Source organism: Paenibacillus sp. Soil724D2 (genome assembly GCF_001427935.1).
Taxonomy (GTDB): Bacteria; Bacillota; Bacilli; order Paenibacillales; family NBRC-103111; genus Paenibacillus_E.
In genome coordinates this window covers 196,939-212,176 of the sequence record NZ_LMRY01000045.1, presented here as the reverse complement: position 1 = coordinate 212,176, position 15,238 = coordinate 196,939, and the positions used below count along the sequence as shown (strand labels likewise).

The following is a 15,238-nucleotide window of genomic DNA, read 5'->3' as shown; positions in this document are numbered from 1 at the left end:
CTCTGAAAGTGATAACCATCGATTATTATACAAAAAGATCGATAAATGGTATTGTTCTTCTTTTATTTCTACTATATAGTCATACACATCTAGCTCGTAGTTATAAGTGTTCTTCTAATAAGAGGAATGCTTTTTTCGATTATATAGTAGTCTCTATTTGAGAGGGGATGCATAACAAGTGGAACTCATCAGTGTTATGTTGGTTGACGATGAGCCGATGGCCTTGGAAAATGTCGCTGATATCATAGATTGGCACGAACATGGCTTTGAAGTTGTCATACAAACGACGGATCCTCGGAAAGCATGGGAATGGTTTGAAAAGAAAAGACCGAAAATCGTAATCTCTGATATTTCCATGCCTCATATAGACGGTTTGGAGCTCAGCAAGCGCATTTTGGAAACAGAGCCGGGAACACGCATAGTCTTCTTAACGGCTTATCGTGATTTCGATTACGTAAGACAAGCCTTAGAATTAAAAGCAGCTCACTATGTATTAAAGCATGAGATTAGTCAAAATCGGCTTTTGAACCAATTGCTCGCGATCAAGCAATCTTTGGCCGATGAACAAGCCATCTGGAAAAACGTTAAGAAGCAGTTGTTGTTAGATGTACTTCATGGAAAATGGCTCGCGGAGCCTCACGATTCGAATTCTCCAGCTGCCCGTGAAGTAAACCAAGTCCTACAGGGAAGTTCTGCCTTATTTTATTTTGAAGTGGGGCCGACCTATCTCTTGAATGGGGGAAAACGCTGCGGGCAGATCCAGCAGCCTGAGCAGGTTTGGCAACTTGTGACTTCCATGATGCAAGATGAGGGGGAGTCCCGCTGGTTTGAGGCAGTTGAGGATGGGAATGAAGGGTATGCACTGATTCTTCAGCTTCCTAATCCTCAGAGTACGCTATTTTGTTGGAATGAGGCTTACAAGGTTGCTGGCTTCATTCAAAAGGCTATTTCTACCATTGAAAAGGTTCCTGTCAGCCTGTCCATTGCCTTATGTACGAGCAGTCAAACGATTCCAACTGCCTATCAGGCTTTGAAGGCGACCTATGATTACGCTATGTTTTTTCCGGCACGAGCACTTTTTTCGGTAGAGCAAGCTCAGTCAGGACTTCGCGATGAGCCTCTTGAAGCTAGCCAAAAGGCAGTTCAAGCCATCAAGAATGAAATAGAACTTTGCAATCGAGATGCGGCGATTGAGGTTCTGGAGAAGCTGTTTACGGTTTCGCTTATCGGTCATAAACATATCCTAGCGATCAGGTTTGTCATTAGGGAACTTGGCAAGTACATGCAGGATCGTTTTGCAATCGATCCCACGTTGCCGTTGGGGACAGATGCAACTACGATCCTACAGTTGTTCATAAGAGAAATTAACGATCAATTAGCCATTGACGAACTCACCGCCAATGTTCATTCCCGTTGGGTTGTGAAAGCGGTTGAATATGTGAAACATCATTATGGCGAGTCGGATCTCTCCGTTGAATCCGTTGCTGCTAATATCAATATCAGCAGCATCCATCTTAGAAAGACATTCAAAAAAGAAATGAATAAGACGTTATCCGACTTTATCACGGAATTCAGAATTGAAAAGGCTAAGGAGCTATTGAAGAAGGATGATTTGAAAATTTACGAAATATCGACTTTAGTCGGATACCAAACGAGCCAATATTTCAGCCAAGTGTTTAAAAAAATGACCGACACTTATCCGAGTGAATACAAAGACCGAGTTGGAGGGTAAGCATGAACCGCAGCATCAAGAACAAAATACTGGGAAGCGTGGTTCTGATCGTCATCGTATCGTTAACGCTCAGCAGTTTGTTGGCGTATTGGCGTTTTTTTTTCATACTTGAAAATCAAACGATTCACGATAACGATATCTATTTACAGCAGACTGTGAATCAAATGAACCAATTGGTAGACGATATAGAAAAATATGCCGGGAATATTGTGAATGACGAACTCTTGCAAACGTTCTCAAATAAGCTGTCTTATGAATCCGTCTATGATGAGCTTTTGGCGTATTCAGATGTGAATCGGCAGCTGCTCAAGTTTAACGTACTGCGAAATTATTTGGATTCGATGGCTATCGTTCGATCCGACGGCAAAGTGTTCTGGTCCCCATTTTCGCTTGACAGTTATTATGATGATGAGTTAAAAAAGCCTTGGTATCAGGAGGCGATCCAGACCGGCGAGAAGAGCGGCTTCACGGTTCCGCACGTACTTCAAAATTTGAAGAAAACGAAGGTCATCAGTTTTTACATACTGTTTCCTACAGGCGGCGTTCTGCTGCTGAATATTAATTATGAGGCTTTCGAACAGGTTGTGGGCTCGCTTCACCTTTCTTTTGATAAATATGCATGGATGCGAAAAGACGGAACCATGCTGTTAAACAACGGAATGCCAACGGATTCCCAAGAGCCGGAAGCACTCAAGCTGCTTAATAAACACGGCTTTGTCTTCAAAGAGACCTTAAGTGCGGTACCATGGTCCATAATGACCTATACATCCCGAGAGCAGTTTTATCACAAGATTGAGAGTGTTATTTTTTACGGTATCGCTTTTCTCGTTTTGTGTCTGGTCTTTTGTTTATTGATGTTTGTGCCGATTATTTCGACGATTACGAAGCCAATTTCACAAATGTCTAAAGCGATGAAACAAGTCTCCATGGGGAACTACAATATCCATCTGTCCTTCCATAGTAAAGACGAGTTGGCTGTGCTCAAAAACGGTTTTGAGTTAATGCTGCAAAACATTCAACTGCAGATGAAGGAAAAGGCCGAGCAGGAAGCTTGGAAACGACGTGTATCCGCGGAATTATTGTTTGCTCAAATTAATCCGCACTTCATTTACAATACGTTGAATACAGTGGTCTATTTATCGAGGAAACAAAAGCATCAAGAGATCGAGGAGATGGTGGAGTCGTTTATCGGTATTCTGCAGGATGCCGTACAAATTGAAGAGACAGGCGTATTGACAACGCTTTCTCGAGAAAAAGAACTTATCGATCATTATGTCCGAATTCAACGTTATCGTTATGCGGATAGATTCGATCTTCGATGGGATATAGAGGATGGCTTGGATTCTATTTGTATTCCGAAAAGCTGTCTGCAACCTTTGGTGGAAAATGCGATTTTCCATGGGGTTGCAGGTATGGATGAAGTAGGAATCATTACTGTCCAAATGAAACGTTGCGGGGAGGATCGACTGAAAATTTCAGTTCAGGATAATGGGCAAGGAATGAGTGCCGACAGGGTTGCTAGTATTTTCCAAAACGCTCCGTCCTTTAGGCGCCAAGGCAAGTTTAAGCAGGTCGGACTTCGGAATATTCAAGAACGAATTCGTTATTTATGCGGAGATCAATATGGATTGGAGATGGTTAGCGAAGAAGGCAAAGGAACGGCTGCAATCATGGTGCTGCCTTTGACGAATGAGGAAATGCTGTGAATTGGTGAAACTGAACACATTGCATCACATTTTAAACAAAATGAACGGTTTGTATACTTTTGCGTTTCATCGGCTGGAAGTATAGTTATGAGAGACAAGGAGACGCACATACGAGAGGCGCCTTTTATAGTGAAACTCCAAGTCCCAAATCAACCAATTTCAGGGGGAATACCAATTGAATAGGCCAAAAAACTATCGAGCATTACCGTTCTTGATGGGCATAATGTTACTCTTTTCTTTGGTTTTAAGCGCTTGCAGCTCCGATAATAAAAATGCTGCCAGCACGCCAGATTCGGGCAAGAAAGCGGAAGCTACGCCGAAAGCTTCACCATCCGGCAGCGGGGGAGCAGGGGCTGGAGACGACAAAAATATGTCAGGTACAGTAAACATGTGGTATTGGGACAGCGGTTTCTATAAACCAGCCCAAGAAGCTTTTAATAAACTATATCCCAATATTAAATTGAATTTCGTGCAAGTCGCTGCAGCGGACTATGTCAAGAAGGTACAAACTTCCGTTGCTGCAGGTTCTGAATTGCCTGATATTGTTTTCGGTGAAATCAATGCACGGGGTTCGCTTTATTCGCTTAACATCTTGGATGATTTGACGAAGGCACCTTATAATTTTGATAAATCTAAGCTTTTGGATTATGTTATTCCGCAAACGATGAACGATAAAGGGGAGCTTGTCAGCTTGGAATGGGCTGTGTCGCCAGGCGGATTCGCATATAAACGTAATCTGGCCAAGCAATATTTCGGAACGGATGATCCCGATCAATTAAGTGCGATGTTCCCTGATTGGGATACGTTCATCGCCAAGGGCAAAGAAGTGAAGGAGAAAAGCAACGGTAAAGTTTCTATGATCGCAGGTCTCGTAGACGCCTATACGACATTGTATCCACAAGACGCTACACCGATCATTAAAGGAACGGAAGTAAACAGCACAGAGTTCCTAACCGTTTTGAAAAAAGTTCAGGCTATTCGCGATGCCGGAATTGACCAGAAGCTGGATATGTGGTCGCCAACTTGGAACGCTTCTTACACAAAAGACGATGTCATCTTCTATCCTGCGGCGAACTGGTCTCCAAAGTATGTCATTAAAGCTAACGATAAGGACAGCAATGGTCGCTGGGGTATTATGGTTCCTCCTGCAGGTGGATTCAGTTATGGAGGAACGTCATTGGGTATTACGAAGAGCAGTAAAAACAAAGACGCAGCATGGACGTTCCTGAAGTGGTATTATACGACCAAAGAAGGCCAAGAAGTGAATAAAACATCGCTTGATTATTATGTGCCAATGAAATCGGTGTTCACCGATTCAGCGAACTTATCCACGGGAGCAGACGCTTACTTTGGCGGTCAGGATCTTGGCTTGTTCTGGAACACCAAAGTGCTTCCTACTTTAAAAAGCAAGCCTGTGACCAAATATGATAATGACATTTATAATGCTTCAACATTGGTTGCGCAGACCATGATGAAGGATAAGACCTTCACGGCAGAAACAGGTCTTGAAAAGTGGAAGCAGGAATTGAAACGAAATCACCCAGAATTGACTTTTAAATAACGTAAGCCCAAATGGCAATCGGCGCGTGCCGGTTGCCATTTGATTATGTATGAAGGATGTGAGCTTTCATGCGGTCAGCCGCCAACTTAAAACAAACGAACAAGTGGCCTTATGTGTTCATTGCCCCTTATTATTTGACTTACTTGATATTCGGCTTATTTCCGATCCTATTTACACTTTACATAAGCTTTACGAATTGGACCTTGACGGGAGACCGACTCTTTATCGGCTTGGCTAATTACAAGTTGCTTTTGTTTGAAGATACCTATTTTTGGAAAAGTATTGGCAATACAATGTTTTACATGTTGTGTTACTTGCCGGTGCTGATTTTATTCGGGATGCTCCTAGCAAGTATCATCGAAAGTAAATGGACTAGAGGCAAAACGTTTTTCCGTCTCAGTATTTTTAGCCCTTATTTAACAACCCCCGTAGCTGTCGGGATTATTTTCTCGCTGTTGTTTGACTGGCAGAGCGGTATATTGAATAATATTTTGACGCATCTCGGGCTCATTCAAGAAAACATAAATTGGCTGGGCGAACCGGGATTAGCTCGTTGCATCATTATTGTGATGGTGATATGGAAAAATCTTGGCTATTTTGTCATGTTTTATACAGCGGGCATGGCCAGTGTTGATCCTTCCATCTATGAAGCGGCTACAGTTGATGGAGCATCAGCCAGACAAGTTTTCTTTCATATTACGATTCCTTTGTTAAAGCCTATGAACTTGTTTTTGATCATTACCTCGATTATTGGCGGCTTACAAATGGTTGAAGAACCGATGCTGCTGTTTAGCGGCTGGGTGGGAGGCGCACCGACAGTTGGCGGGCCGGACGGTGCAGCGTTAACGCCAATTTGGTATATGTACGATTCCTCCTTTAGCGGAAGCTCCTTTCAATACGGTAAGGGAGCAGCCATCGCTTACTCGACATTTCTTGTGATCGCGTTATTCTCCGTATTGAGCATCAAATGGATGAACAAGGAGGAGAACACGCGATGAAGATGAGTAAAGGGCTAGTAATTACCGGATTGACATTGATCTGCCTGATCGTGCTTTCGCCATTTTACAATATGATCATTATGGGCACCTACTATGCAAATGATTTGTTTCAAGGCGTCGTGCTCCTTCCGGGAAATTATTTTATACAAAACTTAAAGAAAGTCATGTCGGGAAATTTTCCTTTGTTCTATTTGAATAGTCTCTATGTAGCAGTCCTCAGTACAGTGCTAACACTGTCGTTCAGTGCTCTGACGGGCTATGCCTTCGGTAAATTTGAATTTAAAGGAAAGAAATGGTTATATCTTTTTATCTTGTTCACCATGATGATACCCGGACAACTAGGGATGATCGCCTATGTCATTGAAATGAAGTTTTTTCATTTGAATAATACGCATATGCCGCTTATTATTGCTGCCTGCAATAATGCGTTCGGGGTCTTTTTCATGACGCAATTCTCTTCATCCTCCGTGCCTACAGAGGTACTGGAAAGCGCCCGAATCGACGGTTGTGGGGAATTAAAGCTCTTTTACCGGATTGTTGTACCGTTCCTGATGCCGGCACTTACGACGCTCGGACTTCTGGCGTTTCTATGGTCGTGGAACAATTATTTGCTCCCGTTAGTGACCATCAACAAGCCGGACCTTTTCACATTGCCTTTAGGGATTACAACACTGTCCTCGGCGTATAGGTACGATTATTCCGCAAGTATATTAGGGCTGAGCCTAGGCACGCTGCCACTGATTATCTTGTTCCTTTTTGGAAATAAGACATTGGTCCGCGGTCTGACTGGAGGTGCTGTAAAAGGATGAATATACGTTCAACTCCGCACGAGTGGGAAAATCATCATGTGCTGCAAGTTAATCGGGAACCCATGCATGTTCCTTTAGGTGCGTACGCTAGTTTTGTTGAAGCTGCTTCATGCGATCGAACAAGTTCGCCTTTCGTTCAATCCCTTGATGGATTGTGGAAATTCAGCCTGGTACAGAACCCATTGTCCGTGCCGCAGGATTTTTATAAGGTAAATGAGGATGTTTCACGTTGGAAAGAGATTCGTGTACCAGGCAATTGGGAGCTGCAAGGTTATGACGCCCCGATCTACACGAATATTAAGTTTCCTTTTGATATGAGTAATGTGAATGATAAACATGTCCTGCAGCCGGGAAGAAAAGGACCTGTGACCGATAACGAATTTTTATCACTGCGTCCGCCTTTCGTTCCTTCGAATAATCCGACAGGCTGTTATGTACGGAGCTTCATGGTGCCTGATACATGGAAAGAAAGAGATGTTTTCCTTCAGTTTGACGGAGTCGAATCGGCATTTTACTTGTGGGTGAATGGGGAAAAGGTAGGCTACTCCCAGGATAGTAAACTTAGTGCGGAATTCGATGTGACTACATATTTATTGCCTGGGGAAAATACGGTCGCTCTTCAGGTCATGCGCTGGTGCGACGGGTCTTATTTGGAAGACCAGGATTACTGGCATTTATCTGGAATATATCGTTCCGTAACTTTGTACAGCAAGCCTAAAATCCGAATTCGCGATTTTAAGGTAATGGCTTTACTGGACGAGAGCTGTCAGGATGGAGAGCTGATTGTATACAGTTATGTCAATAACGCGGAAGGATTCGCTGACTACCAAGTACAAGCGCGGCTTCTGGATGCACAAGGAGAAGATGTGATCCCAGCTGTGACCGCGGAGGTTTCGGCTGATTCACCAATGTATGACCGTTCCAAATGGGTGCGTGAAGCGGGTGCCGCCTTGCTGATGGCATCGATTGCGAAGCCCACGAAGTGGAGTGCTGAGGAACCAAGTTTATACACGTTAGTATTGACGCTTCTGAATTCGCAAGGCGAGGCGGTAGATTATGAGAGCTGCCGGGTGGGCTTTAGAAGAATCGAAATGACGAAGGACGGCGTTATTACGCTGAACGGAGAGCGCCTTGTGATTCGAGGCGTGAATCGTCATGAACATCATCCTGAGACGGGTAGGACCATTTCCCGCGAGCGGATGCGAGAAGAAATCATTGCCATGAAACGACTTAATTTTAATGCCGTTCGCACGAGCCATTATCCGAACGATCCTGTATGGTACGATTTATGCAATGAGTATGGACTATATCTGGTTGATGAGGCTAATTTAGAAACGCATGGCATTCAATCTTTGCTCTCCAAAGATCCAGAATGGGCGCATGCCTATTTGGATCGGGCGATCCGAATGGTGATGCGGGATAAAAACCATCCATCCATTCTATTTTGGTCTCTCGGCAATGAGAGCGGTGTCGGGATGAATCATGCAGCGATGACCGGTTGGATTCGATATTACGACCCGTATAGGTTGATTCAATATGAAAGCGGTGACTCTAGCTCACTCATAACCGATATTCGTACACCGATGTATCCGACACTATCGTGGGTGGAGGAAGAGATGGCAAATACCGGTGACTTGCGCCCCATGGTTATGTGCGAGTATGCTTACGCGAAGAGCAACAGCACAGGGAATTTCTATAAGTTCTGGGATATGGTAGATCGCTATCCCCGCTTCCAAGGCGGCTTTGTATGGGATTGGTCGGATAAAGCTTTAGTACATACCTCAGAGGACGGAACACGATACTGGGCATACGGCGGGGATTTTGGCGAAAACGTTACGGATGAAGTGGTCGAAATGTGCTTGAACGGCGTTGTTCAACCGGATTTGACGCCGCATCCAGGAGCTTTGGAAATCAAAAAGCTTCAGGCTCCTGTTGCGATTAAAGTTCATGATCTGTCGAAGGGGACCGTTTATATTAATAATAAATATCTAAGCTCCAGCTTGTCGCATCTGGACTTACACTGGGAAGTCTGCAAGAACGGTATCCCTACGGAGAACGGGCTTCTCTCACTGCCGGATGTCATTGCTGGACAAAGCGAGGTTCTCAGGGTTCCTTTCACAAGTCTGGCTCGTGAAATAGGGCAGGAATATTACCTCAATCTTTCGCTTCGCTTGAAACATGCCTTGTCGTGGGCTGAATACGGATATGAAATCTGTCAGGAACAATTTGAACTGCCTTTTAGCGACCAGGTTCGACCGCTGAAATTAGAAGCGGGTGGTACGATTCGTCTAGATCAGACAACGGATCGGATCGAAATCTCGGGAGAGCGTTTCGCTATCGCATTTGACAAGCAGGAAGGACTACTATCTTCTTATGTAATTGATGGGCAATTGCTAATCAACTCCGGCATGTCCGAAAACTTTTATAGAGCGCCGACTGGGATTGATGATGCCTTAGCAGGTAGGCAATCGATTGCTGCTGTTTGGAGAGAATTTGGATTAGATCGATTAGAACGCCAAGATGTGAGGACACGTGCATGTCAAGTGGATGAACCCCATTCTTTTTTAGTATGTAGAGTGGGGTTTTGTGCTGCAATAAGCTTGCTTACAAAACCCACAGATCAGCCTGTTGTTTCAAAAACAGGTTGATCTGTGGGTTTTTTAAGCATAGGAGCATCTATTATTCAACGGTCATATCACTTTGTTTAATCTCTTGAAAACCAGTGTCGACCCATGTAGGAGTAGGTACATTTTTAATCGCGGCGAGCAATTGTTCGATAATTTTTACTCCCCACTGTTCTTCATACTCAGAAATCACTGCGTTAATTTGACCATTTAGTAAGGCTTTCTTTACTTCAGGCGTCAAACCAAAAGTAATGGCATAGCGCTTTAAACCTTGAGATTTCCAAACAAGAATGGCATTAGAACTGGATACGATATCCAAAGGGATGAGTGCGTCAAAATGAGGATGCTCATCGATCATGGATTCTAGATCTGAAATTGCTTTTTCGTTATCACCATGATGGTATCTTGTTTCAAGTACTTGTATTTCGGTGTTTTGGTTTAAATATTGTATGATGCCTTCAAGTCGACGGCTGATCTGAGGAGAGTCGGACATACTCCCCTCGATCATGATCATACCTCTGCCTTTCAGATTTCTATCAATAATTTGCCCCATTAAAGTGCCTTCTTTAAGTGGATCACTTCCTATATAGGAGTATCGTTTACTAGCAGGAACATCGGATTCAAAGCAAATGACGGGAATACCTGCTTGTGATGCTTTATTAATTAAAGGGGTGAGGGCAACGGAATCGATGGGGTCAATAGCAATTCCGTTGACCTTCTGTGCAATCATGGTTTCCATCATTCTCATCTGTTGTTCCAGACTAATTTCATCAGGAGCTTTGACAATTAATTGAATCGAATAGGGTTTGCTAGCTTTTTCTATGGAATCAGTAATCATTTCATAGAACGGGTGTGCCATCGGATAAATAATTCCAAACGTGAGTTGGTCAGAATGTTTGATAGGAGACACTGATGGATCGAGCGTACTCGTTACGTTATAAGTTACTTCTGGGGAGGGAGACGCTGATCCATTACACCCGGATAAAATTAGCAAGATCAAATAGGCGATTATCATCCATTTAATCTTCCACATGAAGAGTTTCTCCCCTCAAGATATCGAGTGCTTCATCAGCAGTTCCATTCTTCCTGAATTCCTTCGGGGTCATACCCGTTAATCGTTTGAACAAATTTGAGAAATAGTGGGGATCATTATAGCCCACCAAAAAAGCGATTTCATACGATTTAGCTGATGTGCTTTTAAGAAGTTCCATTGCTTTTCGAATGCGCATTTGTGTTAAAAACTCAATGAAGGTTTGACCTGTCTCTTGGCTGAATACTCTGCTCAAGTAGTTCGGACTCAAATTGACATACTCAGCAGCATCTTGTAAAGAAAAGTTATCTTTTTCAAAATTCAACTGAATGTATTCTTTGACCTTGGTTATCATATCGCTATATTTATCGTAGATGCGGGAACGCCAACTCCAAAATTGTTCGATTAAGCTAACTAAATATGAACACGTTTCTTCCCAAGTCCGGATAGTTCCAATCATTTGCTGAAATTGTTGAAGGGACTTTTCAGGCTCTGCCAGATGACGATACATATCTTTATTTGTGCGGAATGCCTCAATGGTCACATCATTTAAAATGTAAAACCCAATGGATGTTGAATGCCAATTGATGTCAACCAAGGCTGCAGCATAATCTGCAACGAATGCTTCTAGTTTGCTATGCGACCCGATTTTCAAAAAATCCATGAAAGCGCCACGATCTAAAAATAGCGTAGGGTCTAAGGTTTCTGTTTTCATCTCACTAAGCACATTCTGATTCTGTCGAGATAGCCTTCGCCAATGAACATCTTCCATAGCATCTAAAAAGGATAGGTGGACGTTTTGCAGACGATCTTGCACACTACCAATACCAATGGAGATAGGGAGTGAATGGGGCTCTTCTGAGATCGCTTTTTGCAAATCCTGAAACTGTTGTAATTCATGTTTTAAATTCTCTAGTGTAGCTCCCTTAATAATCCATACGTATTCAGAGCGGCTGCGCTGAAACATAAGTTGCTTGTATTGGTGCCTGATTTGTAAGCACTTGTCCAACAACAAGCGCTCCTTTTCATCCATGGTATTCATATCTTCAATTTTGTACGCTTCCGTATCTCGTAAATCTAGTACAGTAACTACATAAAAATGAGCTACGATATTCAATTGAATGGCGGCACTATGATGCATCACTTCAGAGGTGGTCATAAAGCCACTGCATAGATCATTCAATAATTTATTTTGGGTTATCTTGCTATTTACATTTTGATTGTCTTTAAGCATCTGAAGCTTGGACTTTATTTCCAGTTCTTTGTCAATTTCATTACTAACTTTGTGAAGAACCTTGAGGAGATCAGTTGGGGTAATTGGCTTTAAGCAGTATTCTTGTACGCCAATTTGCATAGCAGTTCTGGCATATTCAAACTCGGCATGGCCACTAATAATAATGATCTTCATTTCTGGAAATTGTTTGCGCATGATGCTGCTTAATTCAAGACCGTTCATGAAAGGCATGAGGATATCGGTAATTAAGATGTCGGGCTGAACCCTTTCTATGAGAGGAAGAGCAACTTCACCATCTGATGCATCACCACTATAAATAAACCCTTCCTTTTCCCAATGGATACAATCGCGAATGGTTTCCCTAATTAGGATTTCATCGTCAACAAGTACTATTTTCTTCATTCCAACTCACCCCCATGTACACGGTATTCGAATGGTGACATCGGTGCCTTCACCTTCGCTGCTGTTAATCTGAACGCCATATGCTTCCCCATAATAGATACGAATCCGTCTATGCACATTGTGTAATCCAAATCCTCCAGAAACTTCATTCCCCGTTACTTGTGGGACATGAGGTTCCATTAGATCTTTTCGTAACTCTTGAAGCCTAGTTTCTGAAATGCCTTTCCCATTATCTTCAACCTTTATCAAGAAATTGTCTTCATCTTCCAATGCAGCTGTTATTCGGATCAAACCTTTGCCACGCTTATTTTTAAGTCCATGATAGAGTGCATTTTCAACAATGGGTTGTAGCGTCATTTTCAGGATATGTAAGGAATGCAGGCTTGAATCAATATCAATTTGATAATCTAAAATATCTCTGTACCGCATCTGTTGAATGGTTAGATAGCTTTGAAGATGTTCAATTTCTTTCTCAAGTGTGATCAGATCCTTACCTTTACTTAAGCTAATACGAAATAACTTAGATAAAGCCATGACCATCTGGACAACCTGATCCTTCTTTTCAGATTGTGCCAGCCAAAGAATGGAATCCAGCGTATTGTACAAGAAGTGAGGGTTAATTTGAGCTTGTAGTGCCCTAAGATCTGATTTTTGGATCTCCTGTTGTTCTCGAATACTCTGGTCAAGCAGCATGCGAATTTTCCCAATCATGATGTTGAAGCTATTACCCAAGTCAGCGATTTCATCCGTTCCAGCAAGCACCACCTTAGCTTCAAGAAAACCAGATGCAGCGAGCTGCATTTTATTCTTTAGGATACGCACGGGTCTTGTCAAGCGCGTGGAGACGAACAGATGTAACGTGATTGCAAAGATGATACTGAGTAAAACACTTATGATAATGAGTTGACGAATGGAATTGGCTTCCTCAACAATTTCTTGAAGCGGCACGACTCCCACGATATTCCAACCGGTAGATTTAGAGGGGGATGTTACAATAAACTCTGGTTTTCCTTGTGTATTATCAATGAATTCTTTATTTTCACTTTTAATAATTGTAGGAATATCTTCGTGTTGCAGCCATTTAGTTGAATTGGAAGCCTTGGACGGGATAAATATAGCATTGCCATTATTATCAGCTACATAGAAAAATCCGCTAGTGCCTATCGTGACGTTATCACAAAACTGTTTCACGATGCTGTCATCGACATCAATAATAATAAAGCCAATCACTTCATGGGTGGCTCGTTGTTTAACTGTAGAAACGATCGATATAATATGTTGCTTCTTATATTGAAAACCGTCCAATGGTGCCAATGCAGATGGATCAACCGGAGGAATGTTCAAGACAGCCTCTGGATGTTGGATCAGATACTCGAAATGCGGATTTCGCAAAGCGTTTCTCTCTAGTTGAAATACACCTTTCCTCTCACTAATCCCTCGACCATATAGGTTAATCATCGTGATGTTAAGAACACTATCATATTGGTACGTTTGTCGATACGATGACATGGTTTGCAAAATTTCACGCGCATCTAAATTAGAAGAGGTTTGTGAAAATAAAAAATGTAAGACGTTTGGATCTTTTTTTAATTCAAGGAGTTTTTTCGTATCTGTAAATACATTATCAATGTTCGTTGCTAATTGTGCTGAAAGCATCATAGTTGCAGACTTACTGTTCGTATATACCACTTTGTACGACTTATTATAGGAAATAAGACCTACGACAATTAAAGGAAGACAAGTCAGTATTACAAACATCGTCAAAAGTTTGGCACGAAGGCTAGAAGTTATTTTCCGATATATACCCATAATAGGTTAACCTTTCATTCGTTCTGACTTATCGAAATCTTATTACAAATTATGAATCAATCGTTTTGAAAACGCAATCATCAAACAAAAAACTGCACTTTCTGAATAAAAAAATACTGTTTTTATTTCGGAAGATCAAAAAGTGAATAAAAATTTATAAGAAGTGTCAACGAAACTCCGTATACCCTTACACGATTCGTCCCTATACTTTAGTTACACCAAGCAAACAGGTGAAATAAGGGAGGAAAAATAAATGAAAAAGTCTCTAGGGGTAGTATTAGTAGCTTCAGTAATGATGATGTTCACAGCAGCTTGTGGTAGTTCAGGAGAAAGCAAGACAGCAAGCAGTACATCTGCAGCGGCGACTGTAAGCCCAAGTACAGCAGCGGTGGCTACTGCTAAAGCGGACAAGAAAATCACAATGGGTTTTGCGCAAGTAGGTGCTGAAAGTGGATGGCGTTCAGCTAATACTAAATCAGTTCAAGATTCCGCGAAGGAAGCCGGCATTGAATTGAAATTCTCCGATGCTCAACAAAAACAAGAAAATCAAATCAAAGCTATTCGTACATACATCCAACAAAAAGTAGATATCATCTCATTCTCACCAGTCGTAGAGTCCGGTTGGGACACAGTATTAAAAGAAGCAAAAGATGCTGGCATTCCAGTTATCTTAACGGATAGAGCAGTAGATTCCAAAGACACTTCCCTTTACAGAACGTTCATTGGTTCGGATTTCGTAGAAGAAGGCCGTAGCGCAGGGAAATGGTTAGTTGACAAATATAAGGATACGAAAGAAGCAGTTAATATCGTAGAGCTTCAAGGAACAACAGGTTCTGCTCCTGCGAATGATCGTAAAGCTGGATTTGGCGAAATTATTAAATCAAATCCTAATCTTAAAATCATTGCTTCACAAACAGGTGACTTCACGCGTGCCAAAGGTAAAGAGGTTATGCAAGCATTCTTGAAAGCCAATAAGAACATTAATGTTCTCTATGCACATAACGATGATATGGCACTCGGGGCTATCCAAGCTATTGAAGAAGCAGGACTTAAACCAGGTAAAGATATCACTATTATCTCAGTTGATGGCGTGAAAGACGGCTTTGTAGCGGCAAGCGAAGGGAAAATTAACTTCATCGTCGAGTGTAACCCGCTACTTGGTGGACAATTAATGCAAGCTGCTAAAGATGTACTTAGCGGTAAAGAGCTGCCGAAACGAATTGTTACGAAAGAAGGCGTATTTACTTCAGAAGATGCTAAACGTGAATTGCCGAATCGTCAGTACTAAGAGATTGTCTACATCATTGTAACCATAAATAAAAAGGGCAGAGCT

General features: G+C 42.2%; 10 protein-coding genes. 7 read left to right on the top strand and 3 right to left on the bottom strand.

Annotated elements, in window-relative coordinates; genetic code table 11:
• Positions 1-178 precede the first annotated feature (178 nt).
• From ASG85_RS27740 to ASG85_RS27715, 6 genes are all read left to right on the top strand, one after another.
• Entirely contained in the window at positions 179-1,732 is a 1,554-nt protein-coding gene (locus ASG85_RS27740; RefSeq protein WP_060648391.1) for a response regulator, read from the top strand.
• Between the two features lie 2 nt (positions 1,733-1,734).
• Complete coding sequence (locus ASG85_RS27735) at positions 1,735-3,438, top strand: sensor histidine kinase (protein WP_060648390.1); 1,704 nt, start codon at positions 1,735-1,737, stop codon at positions 3,436-3,438.
• A 175-nt stretch (positions 3,439-3,613) separates the two neighbouring features.
• Positions 3,614-4,999: an extracellular solute-binding protein gene (locus ASG85_RS27730; protein WP_060648389.1), complete on the top strand. Its 1,386-nt coding sequence runs from the start codon at positions 3,614-3,616 to the stop codon at positions 4,997-4,999.
• Positions 5,000-5,067: 68 nt separating this feature from the next.
• On the top strand, positions 5,068-5,997 hold the full coding sequence (locus tag ASG85_RS27725) for a carbohydrate ABC transporter permease (protein ID WP_060648388.1): 930 nt from the start codon (positions 5,068-5,070) through the stop codon (positions 5,995-5,997).
• Positions 5,994-6,806 carry a carbohydrate ABC transporter permease gene (locus ASG85_RS27720; protein WP_060648387.1) on the top strand — a complete coding sequence of 271 codons (813 nt, stop codon included), beginning with the start codon at positions 5,994-5,996 and terminating at the stop codon, positions 6,804-6,806. Before ASG85_RS27725 ends, ASG85_RS27720 begins: the two co-directional genes overlap by 4 nt.
• A complete protein-coding gene (locus ASG85_RS27715; RefSeq protein ID WP_060648386.1) occupies positions 6,803-9,454 on the top strand; it encodes a glycoside hydrolase family 2 TIM barrel-domain containing protein in 2,652 nt (883 codons plus the stop codon). The genes ASG85_RS27720 and ASG85_RS27715 overlap by 4 nt, the downstream gene beginning before the upstream one ends.
• 31 nt (positions 9,455-9,485) lie before the next feature.
• On the opposite strand, the gene ASG85_RS27710 is transcribed toward ASG85_RS27715, so the two are convergent.
• The 3 genes from ASG85_RS27710 to ASG85_RS27700 are packed head-to-tail and all read right to left on the bottom strand — an operon-like array spanning position 9,486 to position 13,905.
• On the bottom strand, positions 9,486-10,463 hold the full coding sequence (locus ASG85_RS27710; RefSeq protein WP_060648385.1) for a sugar ABC transporter substrate-binding protein: 978 nt from the start codon (positions 10,461-10,463) through the stop codon (positions 9,486-9,488).
• Positions 10,450-12,096: a helix-turn-helix domain-containing protein gene (locus tag ASG85_RS27705; RefSeq protein WP_060648384.1), complete on the bottom strand. Its 1,647-nt coding sequence runs from the start codon at positions 12,094-12,096 to the stop codon at positions 10,450-10,452. Before ASG85_RS27705 ends, ASG85_RS27710 begins: the two co-directional genes overlap by 14 nt.
• A 6-nt stretch (positions 12,097-12,102) precedes the next feature.
• Positions 12,103-13,905, bottom strand: a complete 1,803-nt coding sequence (locus ASG85_RS27700; RefSeq protein ID WP_057305794.1) for a sensor histidine kinase — start codon at positions 13,903-13,905, stop codon at positions 12,103-12,105.
• A 253-nt stretch (positions 13,906-14,158) separates the two neighbouring features.
• On the opposite strand from ASG85_RS27700, the gene ASG85_RS27695 reads away from it, so the two are divergent.
• Entirely contained in the window at positions 14,159-15,193 is a 1,035-nt protein-coding gene (locus ASG85_RS27695) for an ABC transporter substrate-binding protein (protein WP_057305793.1), read from the top strand.
• The last annotated feature ends 45 nt before the right edge of the window (positions 15,194-15,238 follow it).

Excerpts from the sequence above, each read along its gene's own strand:
- ASG85_RS27735 (WP_060648390.1), top strand. The coding sequence starts at position 1,735 with ATGAACCGCAGCATCAAGAACAAAATACTGGGAAGCGTGGTTCTGATC.
- ASG85_RS27725 (WP_060648388.1), top strand. The coding sequence starts at position 5,068 with ATGCGGTCAGCCGCCAACTTAAAACAAACGAACAAGTGGCCTTATGTG.
- ASG85_RS27720 (WP_060648387.1), top strand. The coding sequence starts at position 5,994 with ATGAAGATGAGTAAAGGGCTAGTAATTACCGGATTGACATTGATCTGC.
- ASG85_RS27715 (WP_060648386.1), top strand. The coding sequence starts at position 6,803 with ATGAATATACGTTCAACTCCGCACGAGTGGGAAAATCATCATGTGCTG.
- ASG85_RS27710 (WP_060648385.1), bottom strand. The coding sequence starts at position 10,463 with ATGTGGAAGATTAAATGGATGATAATCGCCTATTTGATCTTGCTAATT.
- ASG85_RS27705 (WP_060648384.1), bottom strand. The coding sequence starts at position 12,096 with ATGAAGAAAATAGTACTTGTTGACGATGAAATCCTAATTAGGGAAACC.
- ASG85_RS27700 (WP_057305794.1), bottom strand. The coding sequence starts at position 13,905 with ATGGGTATATATCGGAAAATAACTTCTAGCCTTCGTGCCAAACTTTTG.
- ASG85_RS27695 (WP_057305793.1), top strand. The coding sequence starts at position 14,159 with ATGAAAAAGTCTCTAGGGGTAGTATTAGTAGCTTCAGTAATGATGATG.